A 20,454-nucleotide genomic window follows, 5' to 3' on the forward strand; every position below is an offset into this window, starting at 1 on the left:
GAGGTTTCATAATTATGTTAACCGAGCAACAGAAGCATCAGGTAGTAGAGCTGTGTCAAACCTTAGTACGCTCCCCCAGCACCAGCGGCCATGAGGACGGTGTGGTGGCTGCGCTGAAGGAATTTTTTGAGTCCAATGGCTTTGACAGCGTCCATGTGGACCGGTACGGCAGTATTATAGGCTGTATCAAAGGGAACCGTCCGGGCCCCCGGCTTCTCTTTGACGGGCACATTGATACAGTCCCCGTGGGGGATGCCGCCGCCTGGACCCACAATCCCTTTGCCGCGGCCATTGAGGACGGAAAAATCTATGGTCGGGGCACCTCGGATATGAAGGGTGCCGTGGCCGCCATGGCCTGCGCCGCGGCAAACTTTGCACAGGAAACCGGCCGGGACTTTGCCGGAGAAATCTATGTGGCCGGCGTGGTCCACGAGGAGTGCTTCGAGGGGGTGGCCGCACGGGAAATCAGCGCCTATGTAAAGCCTGACTATGTGGTCATCGGAGAAGCCAGCCAGCTGAACCTGAAAATTGGCCAGCGGGGCCGGGCAGAGATCGTGGTGGAGACCTTCGGTAAGCCGTGCCACAGCGCCAATCCGGAAAAGGGCATCAACGCCGTCTATAAAATGGCAAAGGTCATTGAGGCGATCCGCACCCTGGAACCCACCCATCATCCCGTACTGGGAGACGGCATTCTGGAGCTCACCGACATCAAATCCAGCCCCTATCCCGGTGCCTCAGTCGTTCCGGAATATTGCCGGGCCACCTACGACCGGCGGCTGCTGGTGGGGGAGACCACGGAGAGCGTCCTGGCCCCCATCCAGACCCTGCTGGACCAGCTGTGCAGGGAGGACCCGGAGCTGAAGGTCCAGGCAAGCTACGCGGTTGGGAAAGAGATGTGCCACACAGGCAATGAAATCCAGGGAGAGCGTTTCTTCCCCGGCTGGCTCTTTGAGGAAAACGCCGACTTTGTTCAGGCGGTGTACCACCAGTTGCAGGAGATGGGCTACGCTCCTGAGATCACCCGGTATAATTTCTGCACCAACGGCAGCCACTACGCCGGTGAGGCAGGGATTAAGACTCTGGGTCTGGGGCCCAGCCGGGAAAACTTAGCCCATACGGTGGATGAGTACATTGCGCTTGACCAGCTGGTCAAAGTTTGTCACTGCTACACCGGCGTTATGGCCGCCCTGCTGAAATGACCACTTTCCAATCAGCGGCAGCTATGTTATACTAAGTCAGATCATTCCGGGCCTTCTTCCTGGAATTCATATTCGGAAAGGATGATTTACCATGAAAATTCTGGAAACCACCAGCGCTCCCGGCGCCATCGGCCCCTATTCTCAGGGCTATGAGGTCAACGGCTTTATCTTTACCTCCGGACAGATCCCGGTAGACCCCGCCACTGGCGAGGTTCCTCAGGGCATCACCGCCCAGGCCACCCAAAGCTGCAAAAACGTGGGTGCCATTCTGGAAAGCGCCGGTGTGGACTATTCCAAAGTTGTAAAGACCACCTGTTTTTTGGCCGACATGGGTGATTTTACCGCCTTCAACGAAGTCTATGCTCAGTATTTTACCTCCAAGCCCGCCCGCAGCTGCGTGGCGGTCAAGGCGCTCCCCAAGGGCGTACTGTGCGAGATCGAGGCAATTGCCGTAAAGTAATTTGTCCTTATATCCCTTGATTTTTATGTAAAAAATCCCCTTACACGGCCTTTTTCCGTGTAAGGGGATTTTGCTTTATAGTCCTCTGCTTTTGAGCCAGGCCAGCAGGTCATCCATAACCTCCTGCCGGTTTATTTCATTGAACATCTCATGCCGCCCGCCGGGGTAAAGCTTGACGGTCACATCCCGGCAGCCCACCGTTCGGAACATCTGGGCCACCTTTTGTACACCCTTTCCCATGTTCCCAACCGGGTCCCGGTCACCAGACAGGAAGTAGATGGGCGTGTTTTTGTCCATCTTTGCCAGGTTCTTTTTCCTGCCAATGAATTGGATGCCTCCCAACATATCCCGGAACATGGTCACCGTGGGCCGGAAGGAGCACAGGGGGTCATGTTCGAATGCCCTGACTACCTCCATGTCCCGGCTGAGCCAGTCTCCAGAGGTTTGGTTGGGCTGGAAATGCTTATTATAGGACCCCATGGACATGTCGTACACCAGGTCACTTACATATTCTCTTCCCCGGAGCGTACCAATCATACCGGACATGCCTCTTCCAAACGCCACCAGCGGGGCGGCCTCCTGTCCGGTTCCAGACAAGACAGCAGCATCCACTGTCCCCGGCCAGCGGATGAGATAGGTGCGTGTCAGGAAAGAGCCCATGGAATGGCCCAGCATAATATAGGGAATACCGGGGTACTTCTCTCCCTCCAGCTTCCGCAGGCGGCGCACATCACGTGCCACCAGATCCCATCCGTTTTCAGGGCCAAAGTATCCAAACGTTCCCTCTTTGGCGGTCAGGCCGTGGCCCAGATGATCCTCCCCGCACACCAAAAAACCATGTTCCGTCAGGTATTGGGCCAGAGGATCATAGCGAAGGGCATACTCCGCCACTCCGTGGACAATTTGTACCACTGCCCTGGGTTCTCCCTCTGGCAGCCACTCTACGGCGTGGATCTGGTGCACTCCATCGGTGGATAGATAGGTAAATTCCCTTCTCATCGGTACCCTCACTTTCCGCTGGACTGCTGTATAAACAAGCTATCCAGCCTCTTTCGTTCTTTATCCTAGTGTACTCCCACTGGTCCTCTCCGTCAAGTCATCTGCTCCAGCAGGGAGCGGATGGTGCCCGCGTGAAGCTTTCCCTCCTGGCCTAGCTCCTCATAGAGTGCCCGCAGGCAGGGATCCTGGGTATTTTCTGCGGCCTGGCGGTTACAGTGTTCCCATCTCTGCTCCCACATAAACTGCTCCCGCAGGGCCAGGCTGAAGGAGGAGGGCAGTTCCGGATGGGGGCAGCAAGGACGAAAGCGTTTGCCGGTAATGAGGAAATAGGCCGCTGAAAGCCTGCACAGTGCCTGCCGGTGGTCTGCCGCCAAACTTCTCATCGTCCCTCTGGCACAGCTTCCGCAAGACCGGCTGGAGAGCATCTGCCCAGCCAGCATTCCCCGCCGCGCCATAGACATCAGTTCCTCCAGACGGCGGCTGTCCCCCTGTGACCCCTCCCCCAGGCACAGCTCTGGTGTGCCCGTGCAGGGGCATTCCTTTTTTTCTCCCTCCGTTTCCTCCGAGCAGGCCGGAACCTGGGGCAAATCGGGTTGCTCCTCCTGAGGTTCCGACTGGGATTGCATCGGCGCTGTCTCCCCGGTAAGCTGGGGCGCAGCGGCGGCCTCCCCTGGCACCGCCGTCTCTGGGACCTGCGTTTCCGCTTGGGTGCCCTCTACCGAAATCGGACTGTTGGTCTGATCGGGCATGACCCGCTCCCAGACCCGGCGGAAGGTATCCTGATCTACGTTCTTTCCGCTCAGAGGCGGTAACGTTGCTTTTTCCATATAAGTACTCCCTTTCTGTTCAAAAATCATGGGCCGCTCCCAGCCATTCTATGCCGCAATCAACCATTTGGTGGCCCAATGGGCTTGCCAGTGGAGAAAAAACGTGCTAATATGGCAGAAGTTTGTCAAAGGAAGTGTCTTGTATGGATGAAAGAAAGCACCCCATTCTGGACGTGGTCAACACACCCCATCAGTTTTCCTATGAAAATGGCATCGAAGTTACCCATGTCGAGCCCGGACTGGCCCGCGGTGTGCTTCACGCAGGCCCCAATTCCATCAATCCCCACGGCATGATCCACGGCGGCGCCATCGCCACTTTGGCTGACACAGTGGCCGGAAGTTGTGCCTGCTCTCGGGGCGGAAACTGCGTCACCTGCTCCACTACTATGGAATACCTTCGCCCCGCCTACGGAGACCTTTTCTGCGAAGCGACCCCGAAAAAACTGGGCCGCAGACTGTCTGTCATCCAGGTGGAGATTCAAAACGCCCAATGCAAAACCGTTGCCACCGGAACCCTTACGTTTTTTATGGAGGTTCCAAAAAATTTCGAGCGTTAACAAAAATTTTACATTTTTCCTTGACAAGTATGAAGGACCGTGATAGGATACTTGCAATTCCAATTTTATTATGGATAGAGGCGCGAAGTTCATGCGTACCGTGGGGCTAGGCCAGGCAGCCGTCCTGCGGGAGAGGGGACTTTGCCGAAGATCAAGCGGCCTGCCTGGGCCGCGCGACCTGGGCCGTTGGGAGAATATCCCGCGGACTGTCACGAGTGAGTGGAGCGCTATCCAGAGGTCCCTGAGCATCTTGTCTTGGGGGCATCCGGTTTGCCATGGAGCGCTTTGCGCCCCGTGGCTTTTTGTTTTGCGCCATATTCTTGCGCGGCCCAAACAAAATTTGGAGGGAATTAAAATGAGAGCTAGAAGATCCTGGCCCGTGCGTGTCATCGTCCTTTTCATGATGGTCCTCGCTCTGGCCACCACCGCCTTTGCTGCCGGCGATCCCACAGAGGAGACCGGCACAAAGATGATCAGCTGTCCCGATTGCGGCGGCATTGGCATTGTCCTGACAGATGAAGGAGAGGCCGCTGCCTGCCCCGCCTGTGAAGGAACCGGCTACGTGGTTTCTCCCAGCAATTATTACAACACCGGCCTGGCCCTGCTGCCCCCTATGATCGCCATTGCTCTGGCCCTGATCACCAAGGAAGTCTACTCCTCCCTGTTCATCGGTATCGTGGTAGGCGGACTGCTTTATTCCAACTTCTCCTTTGAGGGAACCCTGAACCATGTGTTCAGCGGCGGTATTGTTGCCTCCCTGTCCGACAGCTACAATGTAGGTATCTTGATCTTCCTGGTCATTCTGGGCACCATGGTGTGTCTGATGAACAAGGCCGGCGGCTCCGCTGCCTTCGGCCGCTGGGCAAAGAAGAACATCAAGTCCCGTGCCGGTGCTCAGCTGGCCTCTGTGCTTCTGGGCTGCCTCATCTTCATTGACGACTATTTTAACTGTCTCACCGTGGGCAGCGTCATGCGTCCCATCACCGACAAGCACCAGGTCTCCCGCGCCAAGCTGGCCTACATCATCGACGCCACTGCCGCTCCTGTGTGTATCATCGCCCCCATCTCCTCCTGGGCCGCTGCTGTGTCCGGCTTTGCAGAGGATGGCCAGGGCCTGAACCTGTTTATTCGCGCCATTCCCTATAACTTCTACGCCCTGCTGACCATCTTAATGATGCTGGGCTTGATCCTGTTCAATGTGGACTTCGGTCCTATGGCAAAGTTTGAGCGCAATGCTGTGGAAAAGGGTGACCTGTTCTCTGGTTCTAACCCCTATGCCATGCTGGATGAGGACATCGACGACACCAAGGGCACCGTCATGGATCTGGTACTTCCCATCATCGTGCTGGTCATCTGCTGCGTGGTAGGTATGATCTATTCCGGCGGCTTCTTCTCCGGCAGCGACTTCGTCACCGCCTTTTCCAACTCCGACGCCTCTGTGGGCCTGATGCTGGGTTCCGCATTCGGCCTGCTCTTCGCTTTCATTTACTACTTTGTGCGCCGCTCTATGAGCTTCAAGGAAATGATGGGCTGTATCCCCGAGGGCTTCAAGGCCATGGTTCCCGCTATTCTGATCCTCACCTTCGCCTGGACCCTGAAGAGCATGACCGATTCTCTGGGTGCCAAGTACTTTGTCCGTGACTTTGTGCGCAGCGCTGAGCACCTGCAGATGTTCCTGCCCGTGATCGTTTTCGTCATCGGCTGCCTTCTGGCCTTTGCCACCGGCACCAGCTGGGGCACCTTCGGCATTCTGATTCCCATCGTTCAGAACGTCTTCTCCATGGACAACCCCCTGGCCATCATCTGCATCTCCGCTTGTATGGCCGGCGCTGTGTGCGGCGACCACTGCTCCCCCATCTCCGACACCACCATCATGGCCTCTGCCGGCGCTCAGTGCGACCACGTAAACCATGTGTCCACTCAGCTCCCCTACGCCATCTCCTGTGCGGTCATCTCCGGCATCAGCTACCTGATTGCCGGTGTGCTGGCCATCAACGGCCTGCCCGGCATCATCGCTCTGCCGGTAGGCATTGTTCTGATGTTGGGTTTCCTGATGATCATGAGAAACAACAAGGCCGCTGTTTAACCTACATTTCGCAAAAGGCCGCTCTTTTGAGAGCGGCCTTTTCTTTATTCCAGTAAAAGAAAAAATCCGGAACGACAAATTTCCGCTTGCATTTACATGGAAAATATGGTATAGTATGAAAGCTTTCAACAGAACACGCAGGTGTAGTTCAATGGCAGAATGTCAGCTTCCCAAGCTGAACACGAGGGTTCGATTCCCTTCACCTGCTCCACGCCGGAGCAAGCGATATACCGCTTGCTCCGGCTTATTTTATAAGTCAGAGCACACTCATTTTGCTGCTCCTCCTTTCCAAATCACAACCTCTTTCACTGGGTTGTGATTTGGTTTTAGGTGCAGCCCCAGAGCATTGGCCTCTATAGTGCTGCAATATTTCAAAAAAGAAGGACATCCCTTTGGATGTCCTTCTTTTTTGGAACATATCGAACCATCATTTTGTTTCTTTCAAAACCCTGTGGTCCGTATGTAATGCGCTTATTTTTGTAGGCAGAAGCACTTTCCTGCCAACGCTGCCGTCAGGACAGCCTTTCCAGGTCCTCCTGCATACCTGCGTGGTTGGCCTTCCCCAGTTCTCCGGCCAGCTGAAATCCCTTTCGCGCCAAAAATACCGCGATCACTTCATTTATGACTGCTGCAGCCGCAATGGTGCCGCGGACAATATCTCCGTACGGTCTAAATTCTCCGGTCAATGCGGAGATCGCAATTCCAGTCAGAACCAGTGACACACCGGAGTGGGGCATTAGTGTAAGCCCTAAATATTTTCGAACGGTATCCGGCGCCCCGGATATTCCCGCCCCTAACGCTGCACCGCCAATTTTTCCTGCCCCTCTGGCCAGAATATAAACGGCTGTGAAGAGTCCGGCCTCCAGAATGAGATGATAGTCCAACGGAGCCCCCAGATTCAGAATAATCAGGGTAAAGCAGCCTCCGATCACAGGGGCACACACGTCCATCATGTCCTCCAGAATATCAGACGGGACGCGGTTGGCGAACACTGCAGAATAGACCATACCAGAGAGCATGAAGTTGAGCACAGGGAAGGGCATACAATAGGTGTTGGCTGCCATAGTAAGGCCAGCCGTGAGCAGAACACCGAAGAATGCCACAGCAGCATTTCTCCTGCTGTGCTTGCTGCGGCACAAGATTGCGGATATTGGAAGGCCTACCGCAATTCCAATAATAACGGGGAAGAAAATAACCAGAAAAATGAGAGAGCCGGGCACTGTGCCGCCTGCGGTCTGCCCCAGCACAATGCTCATGACTGACAGGAATACCGCAATTGCAGCCACATCATCCAAAACAGCCAGTGGGATCAGCGTACGGGTTACCGGGCCTTCGGTATGATATTCGGTCACGATTGACAATGCAGGCGCAGGCGCGGTCGCCAGCGCAATGCCGCCGAAAATGAGCCCCAGGAACATAGGGATCTCCATAAAATAAAATATGGCACAAAAGGCCGCACTTACCACGGCAAAGGTGCCCAGGGACTCCGTCAGCGTGATGACCAGCACCTGTTTTCCATAGGTCTTCATTTTTCTCCAGACCATCTCTGTCCCCAGCATCAAGCCCATGCCGCATTCCAACACGGAGATGAGCTGGTGATAGGCAGGTGCATCCAAAAGGTCCTGTGTCAGCAGATTGGCCGCGTTAGGGCCCAGCGCCATGCCCGCAACCAGAAAGCCCAGTACAGCAGGCATTTTTAGTTTGGCGGCCAATTTTCCAAAACAAGCCCCCAATATCACGACTGCAAGCAGGCGTATGAAATCCATCAGCATAGTATGTTCCTCGTTTCTTTATAATAAAGTAAGTTGTGACTGTCTCCTCCACTCCAAAACACACGGCCCGTCTTGTACAGCTCCTATTCTTTTTATAAGCAGCATGATTCCATGCAGCCCCCGGAATTCTTCCACCTGTCGGTACAAATGATGGATAGTTGCGGTCCTGCAAATTCCATGATAAAATACAAAAAACTCTTTCTGGAGGCAGAGCAATGTCCAATTCCGACTTTACAAAGTTTATGATCGCTCGGGGCTTTAAGCAGCTGCTGGAGAAGAACTCCTTTTTGGATATCTCTGTGGGGGACATCGCTCGACACTGTAAAATCAGCCGGAATACCTTTTATTATCACTTTCGGGATAAGTACGATGTGATCTCCTGGATTTTTTATACGGAAATCACCCCTCTGATTGGCGATACGCTGTCCATGGATCAATGGGGAAACGGGATGCGGGCCCTGTGCCACTATATGCAGGCGAACAAGTCTTTCTATACGAATGTCCTGCAATTTGAGGGGCAGAACAGCCTTGCGGACTGCCTGATGGATTTCTATCAAAATCTGATGCAGGACATCATTCTGAATGCCGGTGGAGATCAACTGCTTGAACCCAACCAGATCAGGGTCATTGCCCGCTTCTATGCACACGGAATGTCCGGCGTTCTGCTGGACTGGGTAAAAAACGGAATGGTAAGGGATCCCGACGCCACCATCAGAATGCTGGAGGATCTTCTTTCCGGTGAGATCTTCACACAAATTCTCGCGATTCCAAACGATCGTGAAAAAACGGAAGAGCCCGGTGTGAATTTGTGAAATATTTTATTCCTCTGCAGCCCTTTTGCCCATAGGAAACTGGGCCGGATTGTCCCAAAATAGGACATATCCATATTTTTGTCATACGTTCCGCTTGGTTGATATCAAGCGGAACATTTTATTTCTGCAGCTGGCCTCATTTTCATGTAGAGAAAGTTTACATAAAGTTATATTTCCGCGGCGAACACCGTATTCTGGCACGACCATAGGTTTTTCCGATTCTGCATGCAATCAACAATAGTACAGAATGAGTGTTTGCTCTTTCCGAGTTTTTGAGGTATGATACAGAAATACAGATATAACTGCCAACCGCAGGCAAGGGAGGTTTGTATATGGAACATTTATATCATGTAACGGTAGACGGCATTATGCGTCAATATCCCGCCGGGACATCCTACCAGGCCATCGCACAGGAATTCCAAGCGTCCTATCCCAGTGACATCCTTCTTGTGGAACGCAACGGCAAGCTCTGCGAGCTCGGAAAATGCCTGGACCGGGACTGCACCCTGAAAATGATCACCTTACAAGACAAGCCCGGCCTCCAAACCTATGAGCGCAGCGCCATATTTTTAATGCTCAAAGCGTTCTATGACATCATCGGTCAAAATCATATTGAGCAAATCTGTGTAGAATACTCTCTCAGTCATGCGTTGTTTATCCGTGCCAAAGGAGAATTTCAGCTGAATGAACCGCTGCTGGAGCAGGTGGAGTCCCGGATGCGGGAACTGGTCCGTCAGGCCATTCCCATTCAAAAGCACTCCATCTCAACAGACGATGCCATTGAAATGTTTGAAAAACGCAGCCTGCACGACAAGGCAAAGCTGCTTCGCTGCCGGATCAGCTCACGGGTCAACTATTATTCCCTGGAGGATTTCTCTGACTACTTCTACGGCTATATGGTTCCAAATACCAGCTATATCAAATGCTTCCATCTGGAACTGTTTGACCGCGGTCTCATTTTGCGGCTGCCTGATCCGCAGGCACCAGACCGCCTTGCCGCTTTCCAGCCATCCCTTAAAGTCTTTCAGGCGCTTTATGATGCGGACCAAAAGTCGAAACATCTGCACATTTCCAATGTGGCAGATCTCAATGAAGCCATCTGCTGCGGAAATGCCACCAGTATCATCCTGGCCCATGAAGCCATGATGGAAAAGCGAATCGGCGACCTGGCCGAGACCATTGCCCAGCGCCGGGATGTTCGCTTTGTTATGATCGCCGGCCCCTCTTCTTCCGGGAAGACAACCTTTTCCCACCGCCTATCCACCCAACTGATGGCTTGCGGGCTGACCCCTCATGCCATTGCCACGGATAACTACTTCAAAAACCGTTCCGAAACGCCACGGGATGCCAACGGACAATATGACTTTGAAAGCCTGGGTGCCATGGATGTTGAGCAATTCAACCATGACATGACGCTGCTTTTACAGGGGGAGACCGTAGAACTTCCTCAATTCAACTTCAAAAAAGGGATCCGGGAATATAACGGGGACCGGCTTACTTTGGGACCGCGGGATGTGCTGGTAATAGAGGGCATTCATTGCCTGAATGATGCCTTTTCCTATTCTCTGCCCAAACAGAGCAAGTTTAAAATCTATATCAGCTGCCTTACTACATTGAACGTAGACGATCACAACCGGATTCCTACCACAGATGCCAGATTGCTGCGCCGAATTGAACGGGATGCCAGGACGCGGGGATACAGTGCCAGGGCCACCATCCAAATGTGGCCTTCGGTACGGCGCGGCGAAGAATCCAACATCTTCCCCTATCAGGACAGCGCAGACGCGGTATTCAACTCCGCCCTTATTTATGAAATCGCCCTGCTCAAACCCTATATTGAACCGCTGCTGTTTGGAGTCCCCAAGGATTGTCCGGAATATCTGGAAGCAAAGCGGCTTTTGAAATTTTTGAGCTACTTTCTGCCGCTGCCCGCCGATCAGGTCCCCACAACCTCTCTCATGCGGGAGTTTATTGGCGGTGGGTGCTATCATGTCTAACGGCCCACGTTTTACCGGAAAAGGAACCTGGCATACAGCACTCACATTTAGTACAATTCGGTCAAACTGTCCGCATTACGGACAGTTTGATCAAATTGACCATTTCTTACCTGGTACGTTTCCTCTACAATCCGTTCTGATAAAATGGAGAAGTCTAATTAGACCAGTCTAATTTACAGCAACGGAGCGGCCCCCCTACGGGTCCGGGCACAGTCGCCCTTTTTCTGAGGGCAGCCTAAACTAAAATTGAGAGGAGAAGCATGTGAAGACGGCAGTTGTAACCGACAGCAACAGCGGTATTTTTGAAGAAGAAGGAAAGCAGTTGGGAGTATTTGTGCTTCCCATGCCGGTCCTGATCGATAATAACGTATATTTTGAGGGGCACAACCTCTCCAGCACACAATTCTATCAGTATCTGCAGGAGGGCAGAGATATTACAACCTCTCAGCCTTCTCCCGGCGATCTTTCTGCTTTGTGGGAACAGGTGCTGGATCTGGGCTATGACGAGTTGGTCTACATCCCCATGTCCAGCGGCCTGAGCAACTCTTGTGCCACCGCGAAAATACTCTCAGAGGACTATGACGGCAAAGTTTTCGTGGTAGACAACCACCGTATTTCGGTCACACAGCGGTATTCTGTGCTGGATGCTCTGGCATTGGCACAAAGCGGATGTACCGCTCGGGAGATCCATGCAGAACTGGAGCAGAGCGGATTGGACTCCATTATCTATATCGGGGTCGAAACTCTGCAATATCTCAAACGCGGCGGTCGTGTGACACCAGCTGCGGCTGCCATGGGTGCAATCATGGGAATCAAGCCGCTTCTGCTCATTCAGGGGGATAAGCTGGATGCCTGCGCCAAGGTGCGTGGGACCGCCAATTGTAAAAAGCGGCTGGTCCAGTATCTGGAACAGGCCGCGGAAGACTATGCAAGAAGAGGGATTCCATTTCAGGCTGCCGCTGCAGGCAGCTTCCTTACCCAGTCAGAGACACAGGCATGGAAAGCCCTTTGCCAGGAGCTCTTTCCCGAGCAGACCCCCCACTACGATCCCCTTACCTGCAGCATCGGCAGTCATGTAGGTCCCGGTGCCTTCGGAATGGCCATCACCCGCAGGCTTGTTCGCTAAACACTTTTGAAATCGCCCGACCCATTTCCCACAGTAATATACCCTGACATAAAAAGGAAGGCGTACCTGACCGGTACGCCTTCTCTTTTTATTACCACTCCATTTTCCAGAACTGTGCACTGTAGGGGGCCAGCTCACTGCCGCCGCCAAAGTCGTGTTTCTCTCCGGTAATGAGATCCCATGCGAGGCCGCAGCCCGCATCAAAGTGGGCCGTATAAGGCTCACTATCGGCATTGATGGCCACCAGCACCCGCTCCTCGTCACACTTGCGCTCAAAGATGATCTGCTTGTTGGTGAGCACTACATTCCGGTAGCCGCCATAGCACAGGGCCTTGCTCCCCCGCTTGGCCACAGCCAGCTTGGAAATCCAGTCGCACAGCTCATTCCACTGGGGCAGCACAAGTTCAGGACGCAGGGCATCATCCCCCTGCTTTTTATCCCCCAAAATCCCCCATTCGCTGCCATAGTATACCGCAGGCACTCCAGGCATACCGAACATCAGGGCATAGGCCACGCTCCGGTGTGCCGGGTTAGTGAGCTGGGAAGCTATGCGGCTGACATCGTGGTTATCCAGGAAGGACAGCAGATGACGTCCCTTATAGAGCGTCCACTGCTCCGGTCCAAACTGCCGGGCCAGAGAATGGCCGATCTCAAACATATTCATAGAGTTGAAGCTGGACCACAGCCCCTTGTAGCACTCGTAATTGGTCACCGAGTGGCACAGTTCCTCCCCCATCCAGCGGTTATAATCCCCGTGGAGGGTCTCCCCCATCAGGACAAAGTCCTCCTTGAGGGTGCGGGTAAAGGCCCGCAGCTGCTTTAAATACTCCGGCGGCAGACAGTAGGCCACATCCAGACGCAGGCCGTCAATGTCAAAGTTCTCTACCCAGGAACGGATGGCGGCAAACTGGTGCTCCACCACTGCGGGGTTCCACAAATTGAGCTTCACCAGCTCATTATGGCCCTCCCAGCCCTCATACCAAAAGCCGTCGTTATACTGGGTATTGCCGTCAAAGCTCAGATGGAACCAGTCCTTATAGGGGCTGTCCCACTTCTTTTCCTGCACATCCCGAAAGGCCCAGAAGCCCCGGCCCACGTGGTTGAAGACCCCGTCCAGCATAACCCGAAGTCCCGCCTTGTGAAACCCTTGACACACCTGAGCCAGGTCACCGTTTTCCCCCAGCCGGGGGTCCACAGTGAAATAATCCCGCGTATCATAGCCATGCCGGTCACTGTCAAAAACCGGGTTGAGAAGCACGGTGTCCGCACCCAAGGCTTTTATATGTTCCACCCAGTCCAGCAGGCGCAGGATCCGTGGAGTCTTCACCCCGTCGTTCTCCTTCGGCGCGCCGCACAGACCCAGAGGATAGATCTGGTAAAGTACCGCTTGATCAAACCACATACTTTTGTTCTCCTTTCACCCCCCAAGGGAGGCGTTCTTCATCTATGATACCCCACTTGACCCGTTCATGCAAGATAAATTACTATGCACAAGAAACAGGTGACAAATTCCAAAGATTATGGTACAATAATACCAATTAGAACCTGGATTGTTTGAGCCAAACGTACAATTTTTGGTAAGAAACTAGCCACCATGATTTTGTAGGAGGAGTCAGTCATGGAACGATATGGTATCTCGATTGCAATCAAAAACAAGCCCGTCCTGGACCCTGAATTTATCCCTCTGCTGAAATTTAACGAAGCCTTCCTGGCTGGCGCCACCAAGCCTGTCTCCATTGCTGTGGAGCGCGCCGATGGGCAGATGGCCACCTGCCACACCAAAATTTATGGCACTCCGGAAAAGGCTGAAGCTGACCACTACTACATCAACCGCCTGGTGAAAACCATTTTGTGGATGAAAGGCGGCTTCAAAATCTATGTAGCCGGAGACAAGGATACCTATGATTACCTGAGCCAGGCCTACAGCGCCCAGGGTGAGCAAGCCTTCGACTGGGACTATATGGCCAACATCTTTGAAAAACCCTTTGAGGTGGTGTTTTGTGACCAGGTGCCCCAGGCCAAAGATGCCCCCAAAGCCATGGGCGGCCACCTGGAGGGCTGCCGCATCGGCTTTGACGCCGGCGGCTCTGACCGGAAGGTCTCCGCAGTCATTGACGGCGAGACGGTGTTCTCCGAAGAGGTAGTATGGTTCCCCAAGATCACAGCGGACCCCGACTACCACTATGACGGCATTGTCTCCGCCCTGAAGACCGCCGCCGCCCACATGCCCCGCGTAGATGCGGTGGGCGTATCCTCCGCCGGCATCTACATCAATAACCGCACTATGAGCGCCTCTCTGTTCCTGAAAGTCCCCAAGGACCTCTATGACGCCAAAGTGAAGGATATTTATATCCGGGCGATCACCGATACGTTTGGAGACATCCCCTACGCCGTAATCAACGACGGTGACGTGTCTGCCCTGGCCGGCACCATGAGCCTGGGCGACAACAACGTACTGGGCATTGCCATGGGCACCAGTGAAGCCGTGGGCTATGTGGACGCGGAAGGGCGCGTCACGGGCTGGCTCAATGAGCTGGCTTTTGTCCCTGTGGACGCCGCTCCGGATGCCATGCGGGACGAGTGGTCCGGGGATATCGGCTGCGGCGTGAAGTACTTCTCCCAGGACTCGGTGATCAAGCTGGCTCCCCGTGCGGGCATTGAGCTGGATGAGGGCCTCTCCCCTGCGGAAAAGCTGAAGGTAGTCCAGGGGCTCATGGCCCAGGATGATCCCCGTGCCGCCCAGGTCTATGAGTCCATCGGTGTATATCTGGCCCACACTCTGGCCTATTATTATGACCTTTACTCCTTCAAGCACGTGCTCCTTCTGGGCCGGGTCATGTCCGGAAAGGGCGGAGACCTGCTGCTGGAGACCTGCAAAAAGGTTCTGGCCGACGAGTATCCCGAGGTCAACAAGGTCATCAATCTGGCCCTTCCCGACGAGAAGTTCCGCCGTGTGGGACAGTCCGCTGCCGCTGCCAGCCTGCCCGACCTGGCCAAATAAAGTTCTGAACACAGTAAACCGCCCGGAGCTTCCCATCTCCGGGCGGTTCCTTATGCAAAAAACGCCGCCGGTACACAGACCGGCGGCATTTTTTGTTATTCAGGCTTTTTCTCCTCATCCCCGGCGGGAACTGAGGTATCCTCCGAAGCGGGAGCATCCTCCTGGGGCTTCTCGCCCTCAGCGGGTTCTTCCTCCTGCTTCTGATCCTCTCCATCCTCCAGGGCGGGAGCCTTGATCTCCTCGCTGACCATGTGAATATGCTTGGCGGGCGCCTCGATCACCTCGGGAACAGAGGGACGGAACGCCTTGTCGCTCTTCCGGGTAGAGGCATAGGCATCTTCTACCAGAGCGGGGTCGCGGCCCTCGATGATGGCCACCATCTCGCCGCCGGTAATGGTCTCCTTCTCCAGCAGATAGGCCACCACCTTGTGCATATCCTCCAGGTTCTCCTCAATGACCTTCACCGCATCCTCGTAGCATACGTCCAGGATGGCCTTCACGGCCTTATCCATCACAGCTGCGGTATCCTGGGCACAGTCCAGGCCATAGCCGCCATCCAGATACTGGTTGCGGACAGAGCCCAGAGCCATCATGCCGAACTCCTCGCTCATACCGAACATGGCAACCATGTTCCGGGCGATGTTGGTGGCCTCCTGGATGTCCTGGGAAGCACCGTTGGTCATAGTGTTCATGACTACCTGCTCCGCCGCACGGCCACCCATGGACACGGAAATCTTGGCCATGAGTTCTTCCTTGGTGCGCAGGTTGGTCTTGTCCTCCTCAGGCATAAGCAGGGTGTAACCCAGAGAACCTTCGGTATGGGGAACAATGGTGATCTTCTGCACCGGCTCGGCGTTCTTCTGCTTGTAGGCCACCATAGCGTGGCCCACCTCGTGGTAGGCTACCAGCTTGCGCTCAAACTCGGTGAGGACGGAATTCTTCTTCTCGCTGCCGGCAATGACAAACTCGAAGGAGGCCAGCAGGTCCTCCTGGGTCACCAGCCTGCGGCCGTGGCGCACCGCCCGGAGGGCGGCCTCGTTCACCAGGTTGGCCAGGTCCGCGCCCACCGTACCGGCAGTAGCCAGGGCGATCTTCTTCAGATCCACATCCTCGGCCAGCTTGATCTTCCGGGTATGGACCTGGAGAGTGGCCAGACGTCCGGCCAGGTTGGGACGGTCGATGGTGATGCGCCGGTCGAAACGGCCGGGTCGCAGCAGGGCCTTGTCCAGCACCTCGGGGCGGTTGGTGGCACCCAGGACGATGACGCCCTTACCGGGGTCAAAGCCATCCAGCTCGGCCAGCAGCTGGTTGAGGGTCTGCTCCCGCTCGTCGTTGCCGCCCATGCGGTTGTCACGGGATTTGCCGATGGTATCGATCTCGTCGATGAAGATGATACAAGGGGCCATCTTGCTGGCCTCTTTAAAGAGGTCACGGACACGGCTGGCACCTACGCCCACAAACATCTCCACAAAGTCAGAGCCGCTGATGGAGAAGAAGGGCACGCCGGCCTCGCCGGCTACCGCCTTGGCCAAAAGGGTCTTACCGGTGCCCGGAGGGCCCACCAGCAGGGCGCCCTTGGGGAGCTTGGCGCCGATCTCGGTGTACTTCTGGGGATTGTGGAGGATGTCGATGATCTCCTGGAGAGACTCCTTGGCCTCGTCCTGGCCGGCCACATCCCGGAAGGTGACGCCGGTCTTTTTCTCCACATAGACCTTGGCGTTGGCCTTCCCCACGCCGCCCAGTCCGCCCATGCCGCCCTTACCGCCGATGCCCCGGAAGAGGAACATCATAGCGCCCACCATAATGACGATGGGAAGCAGGGTGGTGATGAGCAGGGAGAGGATATAGGAGGAGGGGTCCACCGGATCGCTTCCGTAGCTCTCTACTCCATACTCATCCAGCATGTTATAGATATCGCTGTCGGTGACCGGCGGGACCGTGGTGACATACTCGGTCTCTTTGTTGTTGTTCATGGGCATCCAGGAGAACATTCCGCTGCCCTGGTGGGTCGTCTCATCCTCCAGGTAAGCCAGAGCTTCCTCCTCTTTGCCCTCTTTCAGGGTGATGGTATAGGTGCTGCTGTCCATCCGGACGGACTCTACCAGGCCGGCCACCACCCACTCCCGGAAGGTGGAGTAGTCTACCTGGACCTGGTTGGCGCTTGCGTAGGAGTTGGAGCAGCTGCGAAACAGCATCGTCAGCACCAGCGCCCATAAAATGATACTGATCAGCCCCAACGCATTTTTCTTGTTGTTTCCTTTATCTGGTTTCAAAGGAGCGTACCTCCAATTTTTTGCCGTTTATCCCTGTTCGGGATATGCTGAATGGTATCATACCACATTTTACCCTTAAAAACAAGAAAAGACCCTGTAAACTTTCTGTGACGCGTTTCTCAATAAATTGACAAAAAAGCACTTCCAACTTTTTTGCGGGTATGGTAGAATGGACTGTAATTTGATTATCATGTCTGAGAGGATGAACGTTCATGAACAAACGTCCCCCCCTGCGCCGCTCCGCTCCCGTGGAGCAGGAGAACGACGGCATCATCGAGGGCCGCAACGCAGTCATAGAAGCCCTGCGGGCCGGCGTTACCATTGATAAAATTTTCATCGCCAAGGGCGAGACCGACTCCACTTTGGGCCACATCGCCTCCACCGCACGGGAAAAGGGCATTGTGGTGGTGGACGCCGACCGGCGCAAGCTGGACGGAATGAGCCGCACCCATTCCCACCAGGGCGTCATCGCTCAGGCCGCGGTGCGGGAATATGCTACCGTGGACGATATTCTAGCTGCCGCACGGGAAAAGGGAGAAAATCCCCTGATCGTGGTGTGTGATGAGCTCTCTGACCCCCACAATCTGGGGGCGGTCATCCGCACTGCCGACGCCGCCGGGGCCCACGGGGTCATTATCCCCAAGCGCCGCTCCGCCGGGCTCACCGCCGTGGTGGCTAAGACCTCTGCTGGCGCGGTGGCCCATGTGCCCGTGGCCCGCGTGCCCAACCTCCCCGCACTTTTGAAAGAGCTGAAGGAGGAAGGGGTCTGGGTCTTTGGTACCGCCGCCCAGGGAACTACCTCCCTCTACAAAGCTGACCTGAAGGGTCCTGCCGCCATTGTCATCGGCAGTGAGGGAGACGGCATGGGACGTCTGGTAACAGAAAACTGTGACTTTACCGTCTCCATTCCCATGTTCGGCAAAATCAACTCCCTCAACGCCTCTGCCGCCGCCGCGGTCCTCCTCTATGAGGCCGTACGCCAGCGCCTGGGCGAGTAAGAATACATTACACTGATCCATACAGAGGTTTGCGCCCATGAGCGACCACGAGAAGAAACTGAATAAGGATGACCTGTCACAGGTCAAGTCGCTGATTGGCGATGCCTCCGGAAAAGACTTTAATCTGGACGACATTCTGGCCGAGTTCGGCGCAAAGCCCTCTTCCCCCAGATCCGTCCCCACCGAGCCCCCCCTCCAGGGGCCCGACCTGCCCTGGCCTGAGGCGCCCAAGCGTCCCCGGACTGAAGGGAAGGTTGTGGCCTTTCCCGGCACTCCCCGCCCTCAACCAGAGCAGGAGGACACGGATGCGCCGGAAGAAGAGGCGGACTGTTTTGATGAGCCTGTCGGCTCTGACGTGAAGCCCACATCTGAGGAGCAACCCGAGGAGGATGGTTCCGAAGATGCCCCCGCTCCGGATGAGGACCTAGATGAGAGCGATGAGGAGGAAGAAGCGTCCACCGCGCAAGTGATCCCCTTCCCTGAGGAGGAGAGCGCCCTGTCCGCCTTTTTGAAAAAGATGGGAAACAAGGCGGATCAATACGCCGATTCCATGTTTGAGGAGGACGAAGCTACCGACCACGAGGAGGTACGAAGGCTGGAGCGCCTGATCCCCGGCACAGACCGGGAAGAGGTAGAAGAAGAGCCTCAGCCTCCCCGATGGCGCCGGCCGAAGAAAGTGGAACCCCCGCCCCCGGACACAGCCCCTCAAAAGCTGGCCCAGCGCTATGCCAAGGGGCGAACCGGACTGCGGGTGCGGTGCCTGCTGGTTTTTTTGCTCACCTTGGTTGCCTTTGCACAGGTCCTGGTCCCCGCGCTGGGCTTTACCTGGCTTGCGCCGCTGGACGATCCCGCTGTACAGGAATGGATTGCCGCTGGACTGTTGGGCGCAGGGATGCTCCTGGGACTGGATTTTATCCTGATCGGCCTGATCCGGGCTTTTCAGGGGAAACTGGGGATGGACACCCTATCTGCCCTTGCCTGTGTCTTCACCATGGCGGATGCCATCGTGTTGGCGCTGGACCCGCCGGAGGAATTTCGTCTGCCCTATGGGCTGGTGTGCCTGGCCGGGCTCTACTTCCAGCTTCACGGGACCTATCATAAACGCTTGGGGCTGCGCATCTCCTGCCGTACTGCCGCCGCCGCCTCCCACCCCTACCGGGTCACCGTGGACGAGGGCAAGTGGAGTGGCCGGGACACCTTTGCCAAATGGCAGGGCACGGCTGAGGGGTTCGGAAGTCAGATTCAATCGGACGACGGCGCCCAGCGGATCTTCCGCACCGTTTGCCCTGTGCTGCTTATTGGAGATGTGGTGCTGGCTCTTCTGGCCTCACTGGGCACTGGCAATCCCCAGCGTCTGTTGTGGTCCCTGTCCGCCCTGTTTACCGTCTCCGCCGCCTTTGGAGGAAGCATTGCCTACGGCCGCTCCTTTCATAAAATCGCCCGCCGTCTCTCCCAGAGCGGCGCCGCCCTGGCCGGCTGGCCGGGAATTGTCCGGGCCAAGAAGGGAGACCGGGTACTCATTACTGACACCGATCTGTTTCCCCAGGGACATGTGGAGCTGAACGGCTATAAGGTCATGCGGGATTTCCCTGCCGAGCGGGTTCTGGCCTACACCGCCACCCTGATTTTAGACTCAGGCAGCGGCTTGGGGCGGCTGTTCCATGACCAGCTTCGCTCTATGGGCGGACTGCTGCGCAAAGCCGAGCGGCTCACCTGCTATGAGGGAGGCGGCCTGTCCGCCAACATCCGGGGAGACCAGGTTCTGGTGGGTTCCGCAGCTTTTATGAATCTGATGGACATCTCCCTTCCCCAGGGGCTCAATGTAAAAAACGCCGTATTTTGTGCCATTGACGGACAATTGGCCGGAATTTTCGCTCTGAACTACACCCTCCACGACACCGTCTTTCCCGCGATGGAGGAATTGATGGGAGAAAAGATTGGGCCGGTACTGGCTACACGGGACTTTAACCTCATTCCCGCTATGCTTCAGCAGCGCTTCAAGCTGGCGGCAGACAAGATGGATTTTCCGCCCGTGGAACGCCGGCGTGAGCTGTCCGATCCGGATCAGCCCCACTGCGAAGTCCTCACTGCCCTGCTGTGCCGGGAAGGGCTTCTCCCCTTTGCTGAGGCTGTGGCAGCCTCCAAGCGCATGTACCGGGCCGCCCGGTTTGGGGGCGCGGTCTGCTGCGTGGGCTCCGTCCTGGGGATGGCCCTGGCTACCTATCTCACCTCCATCGGGGCCTACACCTCCCTGTCCGTTCTGAACCTGATGGTCTATATGCTCACCTGGCTGGCCCCTGTGTGGCTGCTGTCCGGCTGGGCCCACCGCTACTAACAAAGGAGAAAC

General features: G+C 55.6%; 15 protein-coding genes, 1 tRNA gene and 1 riboswitch. Of the genes, 11 read left to right on the top strand and 5 right to left on the bottom strand.

Features of this window, described 5'->3' with window-relative positions; all coding sequences use genetic code 11:
* Nucleotides 1-14 precede the first annotated feature (14 nt).
* Together ACTQ3R_RS05110 and ACTQ3R_RS05115 are read left to right on the top strand one after the other, a co-directional pair.
* Nucleotides 15-1,199: a YgeY family selenium metabolism-linked hydrolase gene (locus ACTQ3R_RS05110; protein WP_441779056.1), complete on the top strand. Its 1,185-nt coding sequence runs from the start codon at nt 15-17 to the stop codon at nt 1,197-1,199.
* Nucleotides 1,200-1,290: 91 nt separating this feature from the next.
* Entirely contained in the window at nt 1,291-1,659 is a 369-nt protein-coding gene (locus ACTQ3R_RS05115) for a RidA family protein (RefSeq protein ID WP_441779055.1), read from the top strand.
* A 75-nt stretch (nt 1,660-1,734) separates the two neighbouring features.
* Here ACTQ3R_RS05115 and ACTQ3R_RS05120 read toward each other — a convergent pair whose 3' ends face one another.
* Nucleotides 1,735-2,658 (bottom strand): alpha/beta hydrolase, encoded by a 924-nt coding sequence (locus ACTQ3R_RS05120; RefSeq protein WP_441779054.1) that lies wholly within the window; start codon nt 2,656-2,658, stop codon nt 1,735-1,737.
* Between the two features lie 92 nt (nt 2,659-2,750).
* The gene (locus tag ACTQ3R_RS05125; RefSeq protein ID WP_441779053.1) at nt 2,751-3,485 is read right to left on the bottom strand and encodes a hypothetical protein; all 735 of its coding nucleotides are present in this window, start codon (nt 3,483-3,485) and stop codon (nt 2,751-2,753) included.
* Between the two features lie 143 nt (nt 3,486-3,628).
* Between ACTQ3R_RS05125 and ACTQ3R_RS05130 the strand changes: the two genes are divergently transcribed.
* The 3 genes from ACTQ3R_RS05130 to ACTQ3R_RS05140 all read left to right on the top strand — a co-directional run bounded on the left by ACTQ3R_RS05130 (nt 3,629) and on the right by ACTQ3R_RS05140 (nt 6,339).
* Nucleotides 3,629-4,042: a PaaI family thioesterase gene (locus ACTQ3R_RS05130; protein ID WP_441779052.1), complete on the top strand. Its 414-nt coding sequence runs from the start codon at nt 3,629-3,631 to the stop codon at nt 4,040-4,042.
* Nucleotides 4,043-4,109: 67 nt separating this feature from the next.
* Nucleotides 4,110-4,280: riboswitch (Lysine riboswitch) on the top strand.
* 117 nt (nt 4,281-4,397) lie between these two features.
* Nucleotides 4,398-6,128 (top strand): Na+/H+ antiporter NhaC family protein, encoded by a 1,731-nt coding sequence (locus tag ACTQ3R_RS05135; RefSeq protein WP_441779051.1) that lies wholly within the window; start codon nt 4,398-4,400, stop codon nt 6,126-6,128.
* Nucleotides 6,129-6,265: 137 nt separating this feature from the next.
* Nucleotides 6,266-6,339 (top strand) — tRNA-Gly (locus ACTQ3R_RS05140).
* Nucleotides 6,340-6,640: 301 nt separating this feature from the next.
* On the opposite strand, the gene ACTQ3R_RS05145 is transcribed toward ACTQ3R_RS05140, so the two are convergent.
* Nucleotides 6,641-7,900, bottom strand: a complete 1,260-nt coding sequence (locus ACTQ3R_RS05145) for a cation:proton antiporter (protein ID WP_441779050.1) — start codon at nt 7,898-7,900, stop codon at nt 6,641-6,643.
* Between the two features lie 215 nt (nt 7,901-8,115).
* Between ACTQ3R_RS05145 and dhaS the strand changes: the two genes are divergently transcribed.
* The 3 genes from dhaS (at nt 8,116) to ACTQ3R_RS05160 (ending at nt 11,835) form a co-directional block, all read left to right on the top strand.
* The gene (gene dhaS, locus ACTQ3R_RS05150; protein ID WP_441779049.1) at nt 8,116-8,712 is read left to right on the top strand and encodes a dihydroxyacetone kinase transcriptional activator DhaS; all 597 of its coding nucleotides are present in this window, start codon (nt 8,116-8,118) and stop codon (nt 8,710-8,712) included.
* Nucleotides 8,713-9,044: 332 nt separating this feature from the next.
* A complete protein-coding gene (locus ACTQ3R_RS05155; protein ID WP_441779048.1) occupies nt 9,045-10,709 on the top strand; it encodes a nucleoside kinase in 1,665 nt (554 codons plus the stop codon).
* Nucleotides 10,710-10,971: 262 nt separating this feature from the next.
* Nucleotides 10,972-11,835 carry a DegV family protein gene (locus ACTQ3R_RS05160; RefSeq protein ID WP_441779047.1) on the top strand — a complete coding sequence of 288 codons (864 nt, stop codon included), beginning with the start codon at nt 10,972-10,974 and terminating at the stop codon, nt 11,833-11,835.
* A gap of 91 nt (nt 11,836-11,926) precedes the next feature.
* Here the strand turns inward: ACTQ3R_RS05160 and ACTQ3R_RS05165 are convergent, their stop codons facing one another.
* Complete coding sequence (locus ACTQ3R_RS05165; protein WP_441779046.1) at nt 11,927-13,237, bottom strand: alpha-amylase family glycosyl hydrolase; 1,311 nt, start codon at nt 13,235-13,237, stop codon at nt 11,927-11,929.
* Between the two features lie 216 nt (nt 13,238-13,453).
* Here ACTQ3R_RS05165 and ACTQ3R_RS05170 point away from each other — a divergent pair, with 216 nt between their 5' ends.
* Nucleotides 13,454-14,836 carry an ROK family protein gene (locus tag ACTQ3R_RS05170; RefSeq protein WP_441779045.1) on the top strand — a complete coding sequence of 461 codons (1,383 nt, stop codon included), beginning with the start codon at nt 13,454-13,456 and terminating at the stop codon, nt 14,834-14,836.
* Nucleotides 14,837-14,931: 95 nt separating this feature from the next.
* On the opposite strand, the gene ftsH is transcribed toward ACTQ3R_RS05170, so the two are convergent.
* Complete coding sequence (ftsH, locus tag ACTQ3R_RS05175; RefSeq protein WP_441779044.1) at nt 14,932-17,109, bottom strand: ATP-dependent zinc metalloprotease FtsH; 2,178 nt, start codon at nt 17,107-17,109, stop codon at nt 14,932-14,934.
* Between the two features lie 212 nt (nt 17,110-17,321).
* On the opposite strand from ftsH, the gene rlmB reads away from it, so the two are divergent.
* Both rlmB and ACTQ3R_RS05185 read left to right on the top strand, forming a co-directional pair.
* On the top strand, nt 17,322-18,107 hold the full coding sequence (rlmB, locus tag ACTQ3R_RS05180) for a 23S rRNA (guanosine(2251)-2'-O)-methyltransferase RlmB (protein WP_441779043.1): 786 nt from the start codon (nt 17,322-17,324) through the stop codon (nt 18,105-18,107).
* Nucleotides 18,108-18,144: 37 nt separating this feature from the next.
* Entirely contained in the window at nt 18,145-20,442 is a 2,298-nt protein-coding gene (locus tag ACTQ3R_RS05185) for a hypothetical protein (RefSeq protein WP_441779042.1), read from the top strand.
* Nucleotides 20,443-20,454 lie beyond the last annotated feature (12 nt).

Origin of the sequence: Lawsonibacter sp. LCP25S3_E2 (genome assembly GCF_052117285.1) — a bacterium.
Classification (GTDB): domain Bacteria; phylum Bacillota; class Clostridia; order Oscillospirales; family Oscillospiraceae; genus Lawsonibacter.